Here is a 17829-nt window from a genome sequence, read left to right as displayed (position 1 = left end):
GCCCGGGGTCGTCCCGTGCTGCCCGGCTCCCATCAGGGAGAGGCACCCGCCGATCATGAACGTCCGCCGCAGCGCCGCGGTCCTGGCCGCCACCGCAGTGATCGGCACGGCCACGCCCGTCATGGCCGCGTCCCCGTCCCCGTCGCCGTCCGTGGCGATCCCCTCCGGTCTTTACGGCACCACGGACCCGACGTACGACGGTGTCTGGCGGCAGTCCCTGGCGCTGATCGCCCAGTTCCGGGTGGACGTGAAGCCCGCCGCGAAGGCCATCAACTGGCTGGTCGGGCAGCAGTGCGCGAATGGGGCGTTCGCGGCCTTCCGCGCCGAGCCCGCCACGGCCTGTGACGCCAAGGTCATGGCCGACACCAACAGCACGGCCGCGGCGGTTCAGGCCCTGTCCGCCGTCGGTGAGCAGGAGGTCCCGATCAAGAAGGCGGTGACCTGGCTGAAGTCCGTGCAGAACAAGGACGGCGGCTGGGGTTACCTGCCCGGCGGGCCGAGCGACGCGAACTCCACGGCGGTGGTGATCGGCGCACTCAACACCTGGGGCGACTCCGAGGACGTCAAGAAGGACGGCAAGTCGCCGTACGACGCCCTGCTGGACCTTGCCCTGCCCTGTACCGACTCGGGTGCCTTCGCCTACCAGCCGGACAAGAAGGGCAAGCTGACCGCCAACGCCGACGCGACCGCGGCGGCGGTGGTCGGGGCCCTGGACATGAGCATGGTGACGGCGAGGGCCGCAGGTGAGTCCGCGGACCCCGTCTGCACCGACGCCTCCGACCTCACTCCGGAGCAGGCCGCGACCAACGGCGCGTCCTACCTGGCCGAGTCGGTGAAGAAGGACGGCTACCTGAAGTCCGCCCTCGCCGGCGCCGAGGACCGGCCGGACTACGGCAACACCGCCGACGCGGTCGTCGCGCTGGCCGTGACGGGCGGTCCGAAGGCGGCGCAGCAGCCGCTGACGTGGCTGGAGCAGAACTCCGCGGACTGGGCGAAGCAGAACGGCCCCGCGGCCTACGCCCAGCTGATCCTCGCCGCCTCCGTGGCGGGCGCCGACCCGCGCGACTTCGGCGGCACGGACCTGGTGAAGCAGCTCAACGCGACGGGCCCGGAGCCGAAGGCCACCGCGCCGGCCGAGGAGAAGAAGGACGAGGACGACGGTGGCGTCAGCGTCTGGTGGATCATCGGCGTCGGCCTGGTCGCGGGCATCGGCGTCGGCTTCCTGATCAGCAGCCGCAACAAGGGGCAGCAGCTGTGATCCGCCGCGCCGGCGCGCTGCTGCTGGCCACACTCGCCCTGTGTGCGGCCACGCCCTCGGCCCAGGCCGCCAGTTACCGCTACTGGTCCTTCTGGGACCGCGAGGGCTCGTCCTGGATGTACGCCACCCAGGGCCCCTCCATGGCGGTCCCCTCCGACGGTGACGTCCAGGGCTTCCGCTTCACCCTGAGCGAGGACTCGTCGGACGCGGCGACCCCACGCAGCACGGCGAACTTCGGCACGGTCTGCGCGAGAACGCCCGCGCAGGACGGCCGGAAGAGAGTGGCCCTGGTAATCGACTTCGGCACGAAGTCGGAGTCCCCGTCAGGAGAAACCCCACCGAAGCTCCGCACGGCCTGCGCCCGGGTGGCGGAGGACGCGACGACGGCAGAGGCCCTGGCCTCGGTTGCCAAACCCCTCCGCTACGACTCGAACGCCCTGCTCTGCGCGATCGCGGGCTACCCGAGCGCGGGTTGCGGAGAGCAGGTCGCGAAGACGACGAACAAGAACACGAAGAAGAACGACAACCCGTCCGTGGGCCTGTGGGCAGGTGCGGCGGGCGTAGCAACCTTGGGAGCGGCGGCGATCTGGCAGGCGCGCCGACGGCGGGCGTGATGGCCAGGATGCGGGCGCCTGGCGGGCATCCCACCCAGCCCCAACCCCGCGCACCCCTGCACCCCGGCGCCTGGTGGCTCTGGGCCCTGGCCCTCGGTACCGCAGCAACCCGCACCACCAACCCCCTCCTCCTGACCCTCCTCATAGCGACATCCGCGTACGTGGTAACGACCTGCCGCCAGAACACCCCCTGGTCCCGCTCCTACAACGCCTTCCTCAAACTCGCCCTGGCCGTAGTCCTCATCCGCCTGGCCTTCGCCATCCTCCTCGGCTCCCCCATCCCCGGCACCCACACCCTCGTCACCCTCCCCGAAATCCCCCTCCCCGACTGGGCCCAAGGCATCCGCATAGGCGGCCGAGTACACGCGGAGGGGATCGTCTTCGCCCTCTACGACGCGCTGCGGCTCGCCACGCTCCTGATCTGCGTTGGCGCCGCGAACGCCCTGGCCAACCCCACCCGCCTCCTCAAATGCCTCCCGGGCGCCCTGTACGAGATGGGCGTGGCGGTAGTGGTCGCCCTCACCTTCGCCCCGAACCTGATCGCGGACGTCCAGCGCCTACGAGCCGCCCGCCGTCTGAGGGGCCGCCCGGACAATGGAATCCGAGGCCTGCTCCAGGTAGGCCTCCCCGTCCTGGAAGGCGCCCTGGAACGCTCGGTCGCGCTGGCCGCCGCCATGGACGCGAGAGGCTACGGCCGCACCGCCGACGTCCCCCCAGCCGTACGCCGTACCACCACCGCCCTCACCCTCGGCGGACTCCTCGGAGTCTGCGCGGGCACCTACGGCGTACTGACGGCGGAAGGCGGCGCGTACGGCCTCCCCGTCCTCCTCACCGGTCTCACCGCGGCCCTCATCGGCCTACGCCTGGGCGGCCGCCGAGCCACCCGCACCCGCTACCGCCCGGACCCCTGGGACGCCCGGGCCTGGCTGGTCACGGCCTCCGGCACAGCGGTGGCGGCGCTCATGTTCCTGGCCGCGTCGAAGGATCCCGCCGCCCTCGAACCGGGCGTCATCCCCCTGACCGCCCCCACCCTCCCCCTCTGGCCAGCGGCAGCGATCCTCCTCGGCCTGCTCCCGGCCGCCCTCGCCCCCACCCCGAAGGAGCCGTCGTGATCCGCTTCGAGAACGTCTCCGTGACGTACGACGGCCAGAGCGAACCCACCGTCCAGAACGTCGACTTCGAGGTCCCGGAGGGCGAACTCGTCCTGCTCGTGGGCCCGTCCGGCGTGGGCAAGTCCACGATCCTGGGCGCGGTCAGCGGCCTCGTCCCCCACTTCACCGGCGGCACCCTCCGCGGCCGGGTCACGGTGGCCGGCCGGGACACCCGCACCCACAAACCCCGCGAACTGGCCGACATCGTGGGCACGGTGGGCCAGGACCCGCTGTCCCACTTCGTGACGGACACCGTCGAGGACGAACTCGCCTACGGAATGGAGTCCTTGGGCCTGGCCCCGGACGTCATGCGCCGCAGGGTGGAGGAAACCCTCGACCTCCTGGGACTGGCCGACCTCCGCAACCGCCCGATAGCGACCCTCTCCGGCGGCCAACAGCAGCGCGTGGCGATCGGCTCGGTCCTCACCCCCCACCCCCAGGTCCTCATCCTCGACGAACCCACCTCAGCCCTGGACCCCGCAGCAGCGGAAGAAGTCCTGGCAGTCCTCCAACGCCTGGTCCACGACCTGGGCACAACAATCCTGCTGGCCGAACACCGGCTGGAACGGGTCATCCAGTACGCCGACCAGGTAGCCCTGCTCCCATCACCGGGCGCGGCCCCGGTCCTCGGCACCCCGGCAGACGTAATGGCGATCTCCCCGGTGACCCCACCGGTGGTGGACCTGGGCCGCCTGGCGGGCTGGAGCCCCCTCCCCCTGACGGTGCGGGACGCACGGCGAAGGTCAGCGGACTTGCGGGAACAGCTCAACAAGTGGGACGTCAACTCCCTCAAGGGGCGCGGGGAACTGCGCGACCAGCCACAGACAGCCCGCAGCCGCCCACAAACCGCAGCCCCCACCCCACTGGGCGCCACCCCCCGCCGCTGGTTCCACCGCACCCCCGACCTTCAGCCCGCCCCCCAATCCCCTTACGCAGCCGAAGTAAAAGCCCTCGCCATCACCCGCGGAGCGGTCCGCGCCCTGCGCAAAGTCGACCTCACCATCATCCCCGGCGAAACCATCGCCCTGATGGGCCGAAACGGCGCCGGAAAATCCACCCTGCTCAACGCGCTGGTCGGCCTGCTCGAACCCACCAAGGGCACAGTCCAAGTAGGCGGCGTAACCCCCCACCGCACCCCGCCCTCCACCCTCGTCCGCCAAGTAGGCCTCGTACCCCAAGAACCGCTGGACCTCCTCTACGCAGACACAGTCGCCGCCGAATGCACCGCAGCCGACACGGACGCCGGCGCAGCCCCCGGCACGTGCCGCACCCTCGTCACCGACCTCCTCCCCGGCGTCACAGACGACACCCACCCCCGAGACCTCTCGGAAGGCCAGCGCCTCGCGCTCGCACTGGCCGTCGTCCTGACCGCCCGCCCACCCCTGCTCCTCCTCGACGAACCGACCCGAGGCCTCGACTACGCGGCGAAGGCCCGCCTGATCAAGGTCCTGCGCGCACTCGCGGCAGAGGGCCACGCCATAGTCCTGGCCACCCACGACGTGGAACTGGCCGCAGAACTGGCCAACCGAGTGCTCCTGCTCGCAGAGGGAGAGGTAATCGCAGACGGCCCCACAGCAGACGTCGTGGTGTCGTCCCCCTCCTTCGCCCCCCAGGTCACCAAGATCCTCGCCCCCCAGCACTGGCTGACGGTCGCCCAGGTCAAGCAGGCCCTCGCATGACCCCGCAGCCAACCCCCCAGTCCCGCCCCATCCGCCTGGGCCCCCGATCCATAGCCGCCCTGATCCTCGTCAGCGCGGTCGGCCTGGGCGCCATCGGCTGGCCCCTCTTCGCCCCGCCCGAATCCCAGGCGAGCGCGCACGCCCAGGACGCCCCGTGGCTCTTCGCGGCGCTGCTGATCCTCTTGGTCGCGGTCGTAGCGGCGACGATCTCGGAGTCCGGCCTGGGCCCGAAGGCGGTGGCGATGCTCGGCGTACTCGCGGCGACGGGCGCAGCCCTCCGCCCCCTCGGCGCGGGTACGGCCGGCATCGAGCCGATGTTCTTCCTGATGCTGCTCAGCGGCCGCGTCCTCGGCCCGGGCTTCGGCTTCGTGCTCGGCTCGCTGAGCATGTTCGCGTCGGCCCTGCTCACGGGTGGAGTCGGGCCATGGATGCCGTTCCAGATGCTGGCGATGGGCTGGTTCACGATGGGCGCGGGCCTGCTCCCGGGCCAGGACAGGCTCCGGGGCCGCGCGGAACTCCTGCTGATCGCCGCGTACGGCTTCCTCGCCGCCTTCGCCTACGGCGCGCTGACGAACCTCGCGGGCTGGCCCTTCCTGAAGGAACAGGCCTCCAACATCGCCTACGACCCCGACGCGGGCGTTGGCACCAACCTCGCCCGCTTCGTCGTCTACTGCCTGGCCACCTCCCTCGGCTGGGACCTGGGCCGAGCCCTGGTGACGGTCGTGCTGACCCTGACTCTCGGCCCGGCGATCCTCAAGGCGCTCCGCCGAGCCACGAGGAGGGCGGCTTTCGAGGCGCCGGTCACATTCGACCAACCCACTGCGTAAGCCTCAAGGAACACCCTGTCACCGCAGCGGTGAACCACCCCACATGACCCACATCACCTACGATCCGACCTAGTTGGACATTCCGGACGCCATGTCCACGCCAAAACAGCCCCCGACCTGCACATTGAGAGCCACATCACACGAGAAGCGTGTACCCCACATACGACCACAACTAGCAAAAGGGGGCATTGCGGACCCCTGCCGAGCCTGTTTCTCTGGATGACGTCGCACGGCGCCGACGAGCCCCACGGGCCTCGGCGCCGACGCATGTCCCCGCCACACACCGTGTGGTTCCGACATGCCGCGGCCACACCGCCCCCGACGAAAGGTCACCGCCTTGTCCGCCACTTCCTTCCTCCGCAGCATCGCCACCCCGAAGAAGGCCCTCGCCGGTACCGCCGTGGCAGCTGCCGCCGCCGGTGCGATCTTCGCCGCGGCGCCCGCTCAGGCCGCCGAGGCGTCCTCGGCCCAGGCGACCGCGAAGAAGATGATCGGCGACTCGGCCCAGTACCAGTGCTTCTCCAACATCGTCGACAACGAGAGCGACTGGAACGTGAACGCCACCAACGCCTCGTCCGGCGCATACGGCCTCGTCCAGGCCCTCCCCGGCTCGAAGATGGCCTCCGCCGGCTCCGACTGGAAGACCAACCCCGCCACCCAGATCAAGTGGGGCGTCGACTACATGAAGGACCGCTACGGCAGCCCCTGCGGCGCCTGGAACTTCTGGCAGGCCAACGGCTGGTACTGAGCCGAGCCACCCACGCGCAGAGAACCGCACCCGTGTCCGCACGGGTGCGGTTTCATTTGACGAGCTCCGGGGCCGGCCTGCGCGCCAGTTACCTCACCACGGGGTGGTACGAGTCCCGGTACACCGCCTCGAACAAGGACCACGCATTCGCGATCTCGCCGGAGTGGAAGCGGCGCACCGGTCATTCCGTCGCCCTCTCAACGGCCAAGCAGGCAGCCTCCCCGCACTCGAACCACACCGTCTTCCCACCCCCACACCGCCGATCAACCCCCCACTTGTCGGCCACCTCACAGAGCAGCACCAGCCCCCGCCCGCCCTCCGAGTCCGACGGCAACCCGCCCTGCATGCACGGGACTTCCGCACACCCGTCCGCCACCTCCACCCGCACCCCGGCCCCCTGCCGCAGCATGACCACCCGGCAGCGGCGGTCCGGGACATGGCGTACGACATTGGCGACCAGCTCCGTCACACCCAGCGCCACCGCGTCGTACAGCTCCGGCACCTCCCAGTCGGCCAGCAGCGAGCGCACGATGCGGCGGATGTGCCGCGCCGAATGCTCACCGACGGTGAGGTTCATGGCGTACTGAACCGTGTGGGGCGTGGCGAGAGTAGGGGGAATGTATTCGTTCACGGTACGAGCCTGACCTCGCGCAACTACTCTGGGCTACAGGCCGGATACAACATGCTCTGGAGTGGGGGCACTTCGTGACGCACGTCAACGTTCTGGATCCGGGGGCCTCGCCTCTCGACTACTACGGCTTCGAGTTGCGGCGGTATCGAGAGGCCGCCGGTCTCACTCAGCGCCAGTTGGGTGACATCGTCAACTACACCGGGTCGCTGGTGGGCCAGATCGAGACCGCCCGGAAACTCCCGACACCGGAGTTCAGCGACCGCGCGGACGCGGCTCTGGGGACGGGCGGGTTACTGTCCCGGCTGGTCGTCCTGGTGATGCGCAGTCAACTTCCGGCCTGGTTTCAGCAGGTGGCCGAGCTCGAAGTCCGGGCCGTCGAAATCTGCACCTTCCAGACGCACATGGTCCACGGTCTCCTCCAGACCAAGGGCTACGTCCGCGCAGTTCTCGGCGTACTCGACGAAACCAACCTCGACGACCGCACGGCGGTACGACTCGCCCGTCAGCGCATCTTCGAGAAGGAGGAGCCGCCGGTCTTCTGGATGATCCTCAGCGAGGCGGCGTTGCATCAGGAGATCGGCAGCCGCGAGGTCATGCGCGAGCAACTCGCTCACCTGCTGTCCTTCGAGAGCAACCCGCTCATCAACATCCAGGTGCTGCCGTTCACGGCAGGGGCGCATGCGGGGCTGACAGGCTCGTTCAACCTCTACCGCTTTCCCAGCGATCCGACCATCGTCTACACGGAGGGCTACGGCAGCGGGCACCCCACCGCCAACCCGGACACCGTCAAGGACTGCTCGCTCCGTTACGATCATCTTCAAGCCGCCGCACTCTCGCTAAAAGACTCGGCGGAGCTGATCCGGCGCGTGATGGAGGACCGCTATGGAGAGCAACTGGCGTAAGTCCAGCTACAGCAGCGACCAGGGCGGCGATTGCGTCGAATGCGCGCCGATCGGGCTCCTCGCCTGGCGCAAGTCCACGTACAGCGGCGACCAGGGTGGCTCCTGCGTCGAAATCGCCGAAGCCACCCACTGCATCGCCATCCGCGACTCCAAGAACCCTGCGGGGCCGATCCTCACCCTCGACCCCGCCGCGTTCACTACCTTCGTCACCTGGACGTCGACTACAACCGCTGAATGATCGTGCCGGTGGCCAGCCCGCCACCGGCGCACATGGTCACCAGCGCGAACTCCTTGTCCGCACGCTCCAGTTCATGAAGTGCCGTCGTGATCAGCCGCGCCCCCGTCGCCCCCACCGGATGCCCCAGCGCGATTCCACCGCCGTTCACGTTGACCTTCTCCAGGCTCTGCTCGAAGACCTGGGCCCAGCTCAACACCACGGAGGCGAAGGCCTCGTTGATCTCGACGAGGTCGATGTCCCTCAGGGACATCCCCGCCTTGCCCAGTACCGCTTTCGTCGCGTCGATCGGACCGTCGAGGTGGAAGTGCGGGTCGGCGCCGACCAGCGCCTGCGCCACGATCCGCGCACGCGGGCGCAGCTTCAGTGCCCGTGCCATCCGTTTCGACGCCCACATGATGGCCGCGGCGCCGTCGCTGATCTGGGACGAGTTGCCAGCCGTATGGACGGCGGTCGGCATGACCGGCTTCAGTCGGGCCAGCGCCTCCATGGAGGTGTCGCGGAGCCCCTCGTCCCGGTCCACGAGGCGCCACATGCCCTGGCCCGCGCGCTGCTCGTCCTCGGTCGTCGGCACCTGCACCGCGAACGTCTCCCGCTTGAACCGCTCCTCGGCCCACGCGACGGCGGCCCGTTCCTGCGACAGCAGCCCCAGCGAGTCGACGTTCTCCCGCGTCAGCCCCCGATGACGCGCGATCCGCTCCGCCGCCTCGAACTGGTTGGGCAGGTCCACGTTCCACTCGTCCGGGAACGGCTTGCCGGGGCCGTGCTTGGAGCCGGAGCCCAGCGGCACCCGGGACATCGCCTCGACGCCGCAGGAGATACCGACGTCGATGACCCCGGCCGCGATCATGTTCGCGCTCATGTGCGAGGCCTGCTGCGAGGACCCGCACTGGCAGTCGACGGTCGTCGCCGCCGTCTCGTACGGCAGACCCATCGTGAGCCAGGCCGTGCGCGCGGGGTTCATGGACTGCTCGCCGGCGTGGGTGACCGTACCGCCGACGATCTGCTCGACGCAGTCGGCGGGGATGCCGGTGCGGCCGAGGAGTTCACGGTAGGTCTCGCCCAGGAGGTAGGCGGGGTGCAGATTGGCCAGCGCGCCGCCGCGCTTGCCAATGGGGGTGCGGACGGCTTCGACGATCACGGGTTCGGCGGCCATGGGGGGCGGTCCTCTCGTCCAGAACCAGCAGACCTGACAACGAGACCTGCAACTAGATCCGACAACTAGTACGTGTTCTAGTTCTGTGTGCAGTCTGCTGATGTGACGCCCATCACCGCAAGGGTCTTGCAGTCTTCGGGGCCCGCCGTTACGTTGCGCGATAACTGATGGGCCGTCAGATCACCGCCCCGAGTTGGCCAATGGCTGGAGCCGCCATGCCCTGTCCAGCGCTTCCCGACGGGTTCGACTTCACCGACCCCGACCTCCTCCGACACCGCGTCCCCTTCCCGGAGTACGCCGAGCTGCGCCGGGCCGAACCGGTGCGCTGGATCCCGCAGCCGGGCAATCTGGCCGGCTTCCAGGACGAGGGGTACTGGGCCGTCACCCGGCACGCGGACGTCAAGTACGTCTCCACGCACCCGGAACTCTTCTCCTCCTGGGTCAACACCGCGATCATCCGCTTCAACGAGCACATCGAGCGCGACGCGATCGACGCGCAGCGGCTGATCCTGCTGAACATGGACCCGCCCGAGCACACCCGGGTCCGCCAGATCGTGCAGCGGGTCTTCACCCCGCGCGCGATACGGGCGTTGGAGCAGCGCCTGCGCGACCGGGCGCACTCGATCGTCACCGAGGCCCGCGCGAACCCCGGCCCCTTCGACTTCGTCACCCAGGTCGCCTGCGAACTGCCCCTCCAGGCCATCGCCGAGCTGATCGGCATCCCCCAGGACGACCGGGCCAAGATCTTCGACTGGTCCAACAAGATGATCTCGTACGACGATCCCGAGTACGCGATCACCGAGGAGGTCGGCGCCGAGTCGGCCACCGAACTCATCGCCTACGCGATGAACATGGCCGCCGACCGCAAGCAGTGCCCCGCCAAGGACATCGTCACCACGCTGGTCTCCGCCGAGGACGAAGGCAACCTCGGCTCCGACGAGTTCGGCTTCTTCGTGCTGATGCTGTCCGTCGCGGGCAACGAGACCACCCGTAACGCCATCACGCACGGCATGCACGCCTTCCTCACCCACGCCGAGCAGTGGGAGCTGTACAAGAGGGAGCGGCCCGAGACGGCGGCCGAGGAGATCGTCCGCTGGGCGACCCCGGTCAACTCCTTCCAGCGCACCGCCACCCAGGACACGGAGCTGGGCGGCAAGCTGATCAAGAAGGGCGACCGGGTGGGTGTGTTCTACGCCTCCGCCAACCGCGACCCCGAGGTCTTCGAGAACCCGGACGCCTTCGACATCACCCGCGACCCGAACCCGCATCTCGGCTTCGGCGGCGGAGGCCCGCACTACTGCCTCGGCAAGTCCCTGGCCGTCCTGGAGATCGACCTCATCTTCAACGCCATCGCCGACGCGATGCCCCACCTGCGCCTGGCGGGCGACCCGGACCGGCTGCGCTCGGCCTGGATCAACGGCGTCAAGCATCTCCAGGTCGAACTGGCCTGACAGACCCGGGGGAGGCAGGAGCACCTCATCCCCCCGCCCCGCCCCTGCCTCCCCCGAGACCCGGAATCTGTCGTCGGCCGACAACCGATGAACGAATCCGTTCGATTCGGCGTCTACGCAACCGTGGTCCCTGCCGAACTCACCGCCACCCGGCCCGAAAGCACGGCCTCACTCCGGAAGCCATCCTTCCGCACCCTCTGGGAGCGCCACCGCGTCCCGCTCCTGGCTACCGCCCCCACCCTGCCCCTGTACGCCCTGTGGTGGCTCGTCCTCGCCACCGGCGGCGGTGATCTCGCGGCCCAGGAGGCCTGGGCGGGCTTCGCCTCCAGGCACGGCGGTTCGGCGTACAACCTGTTCTGGTACGGCGGGATGCACACCGCCAACTACAGTCTGATCTCGCCGTACTTGATGGCCGCGCTCGGTGTGCGCACGGTCACCGTCCTCTCCGGGCTCGCCGCGTCCTGGCTGGCGGCCGTCCTCATCGGCCGGGCCGGGGTCCGAAGACCCCTGGGCCCGGCGCTGCTCGCCTCGCTCGCCCTGTGGTGCAACGTGGCCTCCGGCCGCACGACCTTCGCCCTGGGTGTCGCCTTCGGTCTGGCCGCCTGCCTCCTGCTCACCCGCGAGCGCCGGATCACCCTCGCGGTGGCGTACGCGGCACTGGCGACCATGGCCAGCCCGGTGGCGGGCCTGTTCCTGGTGGTCGTGGGCGCGGCCCTGCTGTTCGTACGGGACTGGGGGCGGGCCCTGGCCCTGCTCGTGCCGCCCGCCTTCGTCGTAGGCGTGACGACGCTCCTCTTCCCGTTCACCGGCGAGCAGTTGATGCCCCCGGCCCGCATCTGGCCGCCCGTCGTCCTCGGTCTCGCCGTCACCGCGCTGGCGCCTCGCACCTGGCGGGTCGCCCGGTGGAGCGGTGCGGTGTACGCGGCCGGGACGGTCCTGGCGTATCTCATCCCCTCGCCCGTGGGCACGAACGTCGAGCGGTTCGCGGAACTCTTCGCGCCCGCCGTGCTGTTGGCGGCCCTGCTCAGTGCACCCGGGCTCCGAAAAGCACGCCGGAATCTGCTCGTCGCCGCCCTTGTCCTCTCCGTCGCCTGGGTCGGCAAGAAGACCGCCGACGATCTGAGGGTCTCCACCGTGGTGCCCGCCTGGGCCGCCGAGACGCAGGGTGTCGTACGGGCCCTGGAAGGCCTCGGCGCCGACCGCACCCGGGTCGAGGTCGTCCCGGCCCGCAACCACCGCGAGGCCGTCGCACTCGCCCCGCACATCAACATGGCCCGCGGCTGGAACCGCCAGCTCGACATGGAACGCGCCCGCCTCTTCTACGACGGCACCTTCAGCGCCACCACCTACCGTGCCTGGCTGGACCGGTGGGCGGTCGGTCTGGTGGTGATGCCGCTCGGCAAGCCCGACGGATACGCCGAGGCCGAGGCGCGGCTCATCAGCGAACAACGGCCGGAGTGGCTGGAGCCCGTGTGGCAGGACGCCCACTGGCGGATCTACCGGGTGCGGGACGCCGTACCCCTCGTATCGGCGCCCGCGAGCGTCGTGCGGTCGTCCGGCGCCGACCTCGTCGTCCACCTTCCGCGCCCGGGCTCGGTGACCGTGCGGGTGGCGTACTCGCGCTGGCTGCGGGCGGAGGGCGGATGCCTGTCCCGGCAGGGGGAGTTCACCCGCCTCACGGTGACCGCGCCCGGCGAGTACCGGATCAGCTCGGAGTACGGTCCTTCAGCGGCTCGCTGCTGACCGCCTGGGCCGTCACCAGCCGGGCGCGCGGGCCCTGGAGCAGATACGTCAGACCGAAGCCGGCGCCGACGACGGCCGCGCCGCCCACCGCGTCCAGCACCCAGTGGTTTCCGGTGACGACGATCGCGGTGAGCGTGAGGAGGGGGTGCAGGAGGCCGAGGGCCTTCATCCACGCCTTCGGCGCGACGATCGCGATGACCAGCCCGCACCACAGCGACCAGCCGAAGTGCAGCGAGGGCATCGCCGCGTACTGGTTGGTCAGCGCGGTGAGTGTGCCGTAGTCCGGCTTCGTGAAGTCCTGCACGCCGTGCACGGTGTCGATGATCCCGAGGCCCGGCATCAGACGCGGCGGGGCCAGCGGGTAGAGCCAGAAGCCGACCAGGGCGAGCAGGGTGGCGAAGCCGAGGGCGGAGCGGGCCCAGCGGTAGTCGACCGGTCGGCGCCAGTAGAGCAGGCCGAGGACGGTCAGCGGGACCACGAAGTGGAACGACGTGTAGTAGAAGTCGAAGAAGTTCCGCAGGAAGTCGACCTTCACCACGGCGTGGTTGAGCGCGTACTCGATGTCGATGCGCAGGAAGCGTTCGAGGTCGAGGATCTGCTGCGCGTGCTCCTCGGCGCGCTCCCGGCCCGCGGAGTTGCTGCCTCCGGTCGCGGCGAGGCGGACCTTGGAGTAGGCGGCGTAGGTGACCCGGATCAGCAGCAGTTCCAGCAGCAGGTTCGGACGGGCCAGGACCCGGCGCAGGAACGGCAGCAGCGGGACGTGCTTGAAGCGCGTCGGGACGGGATCGGCGTACGGCGTCGGGACCGGCGCCTGGTAGTAGGGCGAGGTGCGGGAGAGGAACGGCACGAAGGTGGCGGCGGCGAGCGCGGCCAGCAGGACTACGTTGTCACGCAGCGGGTAGAGGGCCGCCATGTTCGGCAGCATCATCTTCGCCGGGAGCGTCATCACCAGGACGACGGCGACCGGCCATACGTACCGGTCGGAGGCCTTCTTGCCGACCCGGCCGACGACCGCGAGCAGCACCCACAGCAGCTGGTGCTGCCATGCGGTGGGCGAGGCGACGATGGCGGCGCAGCCAGTGATGGCGACCGCGAGCAGCAACTGCCCGTCACGGGCGTAGCGCACCGCCCGTCTGACCCCGAGCGCGGCGACGGCGGCGGCGAGTACGAGGAAGAGCGTGATCTCCAGCGGTCCGTCCAGGCCCAGCCGGAGCAGGGCGCCGTGCAGCGACTGGTTGGCGAGGTCGTCGGCGCGTCCCCCGAGCCCGACGCCCGCCATGTGGTGCACCCAGTAGGTGTACGAGTCCTGCGGCATCGCGGCCCAGGCGAGCAGGGTCGCGGCGCCGAAGGTGGCGCCGGTGGTGGCGGCGGCCTGCTTGCGCCCGGTGAACCAGAGGAGGGGCGCGAGCAGGAGCAGCGTCGGCTGGAGCGCGCCGGCGAAACCGATGAGCAGGCCGCTGGCCCGCTGCCCGCGCACGGCGAAGCAGCCGAGGAGGACGAGCAGGACGGGGATGATGCTGGTCTGGCCGAGCCAGAAGCTGTTGCGCACCGGGAGGGACAGCATCAGCAGGCTGACGGCGACGGGCGCGGCGAGCAGGGAGGTCCTGCGGCTGACGGGCTGCGGCAGAGCCCTCGCCGCCACCAGGCCGAGGGCGACCACCAGGAGCAGGGTGCCGAAGGTCCAGCCCCAGCCGAGGGCCTGCTCGGCGGACTTCGTCAGCGGCTTGAGAACAAGTCCCCCGAAGGGGGTGCCGGTGAACCGCGTCGAGTCGTAGAGGGAACCGTTCACATGCAGGACGCCGTTGGGACCGACCCAGGTCGCCAGGTCCGTCAGCCGCTCCCCGCGGGGCGTGCTGAGGACGACGGTCACCTGTCGTACGGCGAGGACGGCGGCGAGCAGCCACAGCCCGATGCGGGCCGCGCGCAGGCGTGCCCTGGCCGTACCGACGGCCGTCGCTCCGAACGCATTCGCCGGTCGCCCGCTGTGCTCCGCATTCGCCACGCCTCGTCGGCCTCCCGCCCCGTCAGTCCCACGCGTCCCGAGCGCGCGAGATCCCGTTACGAACCCTATGAGGCTCGCACCACCCCCGGAAGAGACGCAGGCAACCCCCGATTCACCTGACATCCGCTCTCCTTTTGTCCGAATGACGATAGTCCCGAGCGGCTCACCTCGCCTGTGAAGGGCGCGAGATGGACCACAATGCGGACCGGAGCACACCCGTCCGCCGCGTCGCCCGTACCGTCCGAGCCTTGGCGGCACGGCGGGACGCTTCTGAGGTGGCGGGGTGTCTGCGGGGTCGGGCACGTGCGCGTGTCGTTGCCGTGGTGCCGGCCCTGCCGGCCGCGCAGGTGGGCGCCGAGCCCGTCTACCCGATGCGCCTGTCCCGGCCGGCGCAGACCCCGCGGTCCCTGGGCCTGTACGTGCTCGCCGGGCACCGCATGGAACCGGCGTCCCGGATCGGCGGTGAACGGCCCCGGGTGACATACGCCGGACGGGTGAACGCGGCATCCGGCCCGCTGACGGAAGTGACGGCCGGGACGCCGTATCTGACCGCGATCGGCCAGGAGTTCCCGCACCCCGAGTCGATCTCGGCCGACCACGTCCTGCGCCGGGCGCCCACCGAAGACCCCTTCCAACAGGATCAGCCACGAGGACCGGCTGAGGGCGGTGGCGGGGATCCCGGCGTGGCTGCTGACGATCGCGGGCGCGCTCACGGCGGGGATCGCGGCCGTGTCGGTGTTCCTCGTACGCCGTTCACGGCGGCCGGTCGGCGACTATATTCCTTAGCACCGCTACTTAGCCGCTCTAACTAGCCATAGGAAAGGCACACGTACATGAGCGAGTCGCAGCTCTGGGACGCCGTGGACGACTACTTCACCACCCACCTCTCGCCGGACGACGAAGCGCTTCAGGCGGCCCTGCGCGACAGCGAGGCGGCGGAACTCCCGCACGTCGCGGTCACCGCCCCGCAGGGCAAGCTCCTCCACCTCCTGGCCGTGACCCAGGGCGCGCGGAACATCCTGGAGATCGGCACGCTCGGCGGCTACAGCACCATCTGGCTGGCCCGCGCCCTGCCGGCGGACGGACGCCTGGTCTCCCTGGAGTACAGCCCGAAGCACGCCGAGGTGGCCGCCCGCAACATCGCCCGCGCGGGCCTGGAGAAGCTCGTCGACGTCCGGGTGGGCCCGGCCCTGGACTCCCTGCCCCACCTCGCCGACGAGAACCAGGCCCCCTTCGACCTGGTCTTCATCGACGCCGACAAGGCGAACAACATCCACTACGTGGAGTGGGCGCTGAAGCTCACCAGCGCGGGCAGCCTGATCATCGTGGACAACGTGGTGCGCGGCGGCCGGGTCGCCGACGCGGACAGCACGGCGGCGGACGTACGGGGCACGCGGGCGGCCATCGAGCTGATCGGCAGCCACCCGCGGCTGAGCGGTACGGCGATCCAGACGGTGGGGAGCAAGGGCTACGACGGGTTCGCGCTGGCGAGGGTGCTGGCGTAGGAGCCTTCGGCTACACCTCGTGGTAGAAGCCGACGTTGACGCTGCGCGGCGCCGTGCGGTCCTTGACGATGATCTCTCCGCTGCCGCCCCTGGGGAGAGGCGCGGTGCCGCCGTAGGCGAGGGGCTGGGCGTAGTCGCCGATCGTGAGCCGGACCTCGGAGGACGGGTCGGGCTGGGAGCCGCGCAGCCAGGTCACCTGCCAGGTGCCGTCGGGGCCGCACAGGAACTCCAGGTGGACCCGGGAGATGAACAGCCAGTCGTCCGGCGTGGACAGCCGGCACACGGACTTGTCGCGGCCCACGCGGAGCACGGCGCCCGGCTCGCTGGGTGCCTCGGCCATGAGCATGCCGGCCGTGGCACCCTCCTCCGCCGCGGTGACGGCGGCCATGGTGAGTTCGAGCACGTGCGCTCCTCTGAAATGTTCCTTGAAGTGTCCTTGTACAGCGGCCGCATGATAAATCGCCCGGCCCGGCCGTGTCCGGCACAATGGACTCATGACCGAGCGAAAGCCACCCGGCGTCCCGTTCGAGTCCTGGGTGGACAAGCAGATCCGCGACGCGGAGAGACGCGGTGACTTCTCCCATCTCCCCGGGGCGGGACGGCCGTTGCCGCCGGGCACGGACACCACGTACGACGAACTGTGGTGGGTCAGGCAGAAGATGGCCCGCGAGGGGCTGTCCGTCCTGCCGCCGACGCTCGCGCTGCGCAAGGAGGCCGAGGACGCGCTGGAGGCGGCGCTGAAGGCGCCCACGGAGCGGCTGGTCCGGAAGATCATCACGGACGTCAACGCGAAGATCCGCGGCATGATGTTCAAACCGCCGCCGGGTCCCCCGCTCGGAAAGAAGCCGTACGACGTCGAGGACGTCGTACGGCAATGGCGTCGGGCCAGGCTGTCGGATGCGTCAGACGCGTAGCAGCCGGTCGGCCAGCTCGCGGTAGTCGCGCAGGGCGAGGCGGAGCTGCTCGGTGTCGGAGGCCGACTCGTCGCCCTGCCAGGAGCCGCGCAGGGTGCGCCGGCGCTGGTTCAGGGCGTCGGTGAACCGTGTGGTGATCTCCTCCAGCGCCTTGTCGGCTTCCTCGACGGAGGCGCGGGGCTCGTCGACGAATCCGGACATGGCGTGCTGGAGCCGGGTTTCGAGCTTGTCGTACTCCTCACGGGGGAGGAGAGGCGTGGCGGTGCCTTCGGTCATGTCACTCAGCTCCCCTTCGCGTGACGCCTGGTGATCGCCCACGGCGTGTGGCCGTGGCCTTCGGTGGGCTTGGCGGACTCCTCCGGAGCCGCCCGGTGACGCTTGTTCTCGGACTGCCCCACCAGCTCCTCGAAGAGCAGCCGGGCCTCGATCATGGCCTCCCGCATCTCCTCGGTGCCGGCCCCGCCGCTCTGCCCGACGGCCGCGATCCCGGCACCTCCGCCCGCACCGGCGTGCGCGGCACGGTGGACGCGCCGGTAGCCGTCCACATGACCGGCGTGGTGGACGGAGAGCGCGGCGAGCTGCTCCTCGTACCGTCCGCCGTCCGGGAAGCCGCGGTCACCGGCCAGCTCGGCGAGCAGCCGGTCGGCCTCGCTGACCGCCTGCTGCGGCGAGTCGACGAAGTGCTCCTGGGCGGCCGCCCAGCGTGTCTCGTACTGCTGCCGCCGCGCGGGCTCCAGCGGGCGCTCCCGCAGCGACCCGTGCCGCTGCACCCGCTCGGAAAGCTCCCGCTCGGCGGCCTTGGTGTCACCGTCGTGCCGGGCCACGGCCCGGTCGTACTCGGGCCCGAAGCGCCGCTTGAGGCTCCGGCCCCCCTGCCCGCCTCGGGCGCGCAGGAACAGGACGGCCGCGACGATGAGAACGGCCGCCACGATCACGATCAGAGCGATGATCAGACCTGTGGACATGAATGCCTTCCGGGGTTCTCGACCCAACCGGTCCTCCCTGCGAACCGG

Annotated in this window: 19 protein-coding genes; 13 read left to right on the top strand and 6 right to left on the bottom strand. The window is 70.3% G+C overall.

Annotation, left to right across the window (positions count from 1 at the left end):
* Window positions 1-55 precede the first annotated feature (55 nt).
* From RMT89_RS22010 to RMT89_RS21985, 6 genes are all read left to right on the top strand, one after another.
* Window positions 56-1258 (top strand): prenyltransferase/squalene oxidase repeat-containing protein, encoded by a 1203-nt coding sequence (locus tag RMT89_RS22010; protein WP_315885500.1) that lies wholly within the window; start codon window positions 56-58, stop codon window positions 1256-1258.
* Entirely contained in the window at window positions 1255-1872 is a 618-nt protein-coding gene (locus RMT89_RS22005) for an SCO2322 family protein (protein WP_315885467.1), read from the top strand. The genes RMT89_RS22010 and RMT89_RS22005 overlap by 4 nt, the downstream gene beginning before the upstream one ends.
* A complete protein-coding gene (locus RMT89_RS22000; RefSeq protein WP_315885466.1) occupies window positions 1872-2984 on the top strand; it encodes an energy-coupling factor transporter transmembrane component T in 1113 nt (370 codons plus the stop codon). The genes RMT89_RS22005 and RMT89_RS22000 overlap by 1 nt, the downstream gene beginning before the upstream one ends.
* On the top strand, window positions 2981-4702 hold the full coding sequence (locus RMT89_RS21995) for an ATP-binding cassette domain-containing protein (protein ID WP_315885465.1): 1722 nt from the start codon (window positions 2981-2983) through the stop codon (window positions 4700-4702). Before RMT89_RS22000 ends, RMT89_RS21995 begins: the two co-directional genes overlap by 4 nt.
* The gene (locus RMT89_RS21990; protein ID WP_315885464.1) at window positions 4699-5529 is read left to right on the top strand and encodes an ECF transporter S component; all 831 of its coding nucleotides are present in this window, start codon (window positions 4699-4701) and stop codon (window positions 5527-5529) included. The genes RMT89_RS21995 and RMT89_RS21990 overlap by 4 nt, the downstream gene beginning before the upstream one ends.
* A gap of 337 nt (window positions 5530-5866) precedes the next feature.
* Window positions 5867-6277, top strand: coding sequence for a transglycosylase SLT domain-containing protein (locus RMT89_RS21985; protein WP_315885463.1), 411 nt, complete (start codon window positions 5867-5869; stop codon window positions 6275-6277).
* 181 nt (window positions 6278-6458) lie between these two features.
* Here RMT89_RS21985 and RMT89_RS21980 read toward each other — a convergent pair whose 3' ends face one another.
* On the bottom strand, window positions 6459-6854 hold the full coding sequence (locus RMT89_RS21980; RefSeq protein WP_315885462.1) for an ATP-binding protein: 396 nt from the start codon (window positions 6852-6854) through the stop codon (window positions 6459-6461).
* Between the two features lie 128 nt (window positions 6855-6982).
* Here RMT89_RS21980 and RMT89_RS21975 point away from each other — a divergent pair, with 128 nt between their 5' ends.
* Both RMT89_RS21975 and RMT89_RS21970 read left to right on the top strand, forming a co-directional pair.
* The gene (locus tag RMT89_RS21975) at window positions 6983-7810 is read left to right on the top strand and encodes a helix-turn-helix transcriptional regulator (RefSeq protein WP_315885461.1); all 828 of its coding nucleotides are present in this window, start codon (window positions 6983-6985) and stop codon (window positions 7808-7810) included.
* Window positions 7791-8048, top strand: a complete 258-nt coding sequence (locus RMT89_RS21970) for a DUF397 domain-containing protein (RefSeq protein WP_315885460.1) — start codon at window positions 7791-7793, stop codon at window positions 8046-8048. The genes RMT89_RS21975 and RMT89_RS21970 overlap by 20 nt, the downstream gene beginning before the upstream one ends.
* Here RMT89_RS21970 and RMT89_RS21965 read toward each other — a convergent pair.
* Window positions 8032-9201: a steroid 3-ketoacyl-CoA thiolase gene (locus RMT89_RS21965; RefSeq protein WP_315885459.1), complete on the bottom strand. Its 1170-nt coding sequence runs from the start codon at window positions 9199-9201 to the stop codon at window positions 8032-8034. The genes RMT89_RS21970 and RMT89_RS21965 overlap by 17 nt on opposite strands.
* A gap of 215 nt (window positions 9202-9416) precedes the next feature.
* On the opposite strand from RMT89_RS21965, the gene RMT89_RS21960 reads away from it, so the two are divergent.
* Window positions 9417-10652 carry a cytochrome P450 gene (locus tag RMT89_RS21960; RefSeq protein ID WP_315885458.1) on the top strand — a complete coding sequence of 412 codons (1236 nt, stop codon included), beginning with the start codon at window positions 9417-9419 and terminating at the stop codon, window positions 10650-10652.
* Between the two features lie 87 nt (window positions 10653-10739).
* Window positions 10740-12395, top strand: a complete 1656-nt coding sequence (locus tag RMT89_RS21955) for a hypothetical protein (protein WP_315885457.1) — start codon at window positions 10740-10742, stop codon at window positions 12393-12395.
* On the opposite strand, the gene RMT89_RS21950 is transcribed toward RMT89_RS21955, so the two are convergent.
* Complete coding sequence (locus tag RMT89_RS21950; protein ID WP_315885456.1) at window positions 12358-14397, bottom strand: bifunctional glycosyltransferase 87/phosphatase PAP2 family protein; 2040 nt, start codon at window positions 14395-14397, stop codon at window positions 12358-12360. The two genes, RMT89_RS21955 and RMT89_RS21950, sit on opposite strands and share 38 nt — an antisense overlap.
* A 323-nt stretch (window positions 14398-14720) precedes the next feature.
* Here RMT89_RS21950 and RMT89_RS21945 point away from each other — a divergent pair, with 323 nt between their 5' ends.
* On the top strand, window positions 14721-15209 hold the full coding sequence (locus RMT89_RS21945; protein WP_315885455.1) for a DUF2330 domain-containing protein: 489 nt from the start codon (window positions 14721-14723) through the stop codon (window positions 15207-15209).
* 21 nt (window positions 15210-15230) lie between these two features.
* Window positions 15231-15902, top strand: coding sequence for an O-methyltransferase (locus tag RMT89_RS21940; protein WP_315885454.1), 672 nt, complete (start codon window positions 15231-15233; stop codon window positions 15900-15902).
* 10 nt (window positions 15903-15912) lie between these two features.
* On the opposite strand, the gene RMT89_RS21935 is transcribed toward RMT89_RS21940, so the two are convergent.
* Entirely contained in the window at window positions 15913-16305 is a 393-nt protein-coding gene (locus tag RMT89_RS21935) for a hypothetical protein (protein WP_315885453.1), read from the bottom strand.
* Window positions 16306-16396: 91 nt separating this feature from the next.
* Here RMT89_RS21935 and RMT89_RS21930 point away from each other — a divergent pair, with 91 nt between their 5' ends.
* Complete coding sequence (locus tag RMT89_RS21930; RefSeq protein ID WP_315885452.1) at window positions 16397-16816, top strand: DUF1992 domain-containing protein; 420 nt, start codon at window positions 16397-16399, stop codon at window positions 16814-16816.
* Here RMT89_RS21930 and RMT89_RS21925 read toward each other — a convergent pair.
* Window positions 16805-17092, bottom strand: a complete 288-nt coding sequence (locus RMT89_RS21925; protein WP_399498465.1) for a hypothetical protein — start codon at window positions 17090-17092, stop codon at window positions 16805-16807. The genes RMT89_RS21930 and RMT89_RS21925 overlap by 12 nt on opposite strands.
* Window positions 17093-17097: 5 nt before the next feature.
* Complete coding sequence (locus RMT89_RS21920) at window positions 17098-17781, bottom strand: hypothetical protein (protein WP_315885451.1); 684 nt, start codon at window positions 17779-17781, stop codon at window positions 17098-17100.
* Window positions 17782-17829: the final 48 nt, after the last annotated feature.

The sequence above is a fragment of the Streptomyces sp. P17 genome (genome assembly GCF_032436805.1).
In the GTDB taxonomy this organism is placed as follows: Bacteria; Actinomycetota; Actinomycetes; order Streptomycetales; family Streptomycetaceae; genus Streptomyces.
This window is presented reverse-complemented; position numbering and strand designations above follow the sequence as displayed.

Bases quoted from the DNA above. Each gene is read 5' to 3' on its own strand.
- RMT89_RS21940 (WP_315885454.1), top strand. From the start codon at position 15,231: ATGAGCGAGTCGCAGCTCTGGGACGCCGTGGACGACTACTTCACCACC.
- RMT89_RS21955 (WP_315885457.1), top strand. From the start codon at position 10,740: ATGAACGAATCCGTTCGATTCGGCGTCTACGCAACCGTGGTCCCTGCC.
- RMT89_RS22010 (WP_315885500.1), top strand. From the start codon at position 56: ATGAACGTCCGCCGCAGCGCCGCGGTCCTGGCCGCCACCGCAGTGATC.
- RMT89_RS21965 (WP_315885459.1), bottom strand. From the start codon at position 9,201: ATGGCCGCCGAACCCGTGATCGTCGAAGCCGTCCGCACCCCCATTGGC.
- RMT89_RS21920 (WP_315885451.1), bottom strand. From the start codon at position 17,781: ATGTCCACAGGTCTGATCATCGCTCTGATCGTGATCGTGGCGGCCGTT.
- RMT89_RS21970 (WP_315885460.1), top strand. From the start codon at position 7,791: ATGGAGAGCAACTGGCGTAAGTCCAGCTACAGCAGCGACCAGGGCGGC.
- RMT89_RS22000 (WP_315885466.1), top strand. From the start codon at position 1,872: ATGGCCAGGATGCGGGCGCCTGGCGGGCATCCCACCCAGCCCCAACCC.
- RMT89_RS21930 (WP_315885452.1), top strand. From the start codon at position 16,397: ATGACCGAGCGAAAGCCACCCGGCGTCCCGTTCGAGTCCTGGGTGGAC.
- RMT89_RS21990 (WP_315885464.1), top strand. From the start codon at position 4,699: ATGACCCCGCAGCCAACCCCCCAGTCCCGCCCCATCCGCCTGGGCCCC.
- RMT89_RS21980 (WP_315885462.1), bottom strand. From the start codon at position 6,854: ATGAACCTCACCGTCGGTGAGCATTCGGCGCGGCACATCCGCCGCATC.
- RMT89_RS21925 (WP_399498465.1), bottom strand. From the start codon at position 17,092: ATGACCGAAGGCACCGCCACGCCTCTCCTCCCCCGTGAGGAGTACGAC.
- RMT89_RS21960 (WP_315885458.1), top strand. From the start codon at position 9,417: ATGCCCTGTCCAGCGCTTCCCGACGGGTTCGACTTCACCGACCCCGAC.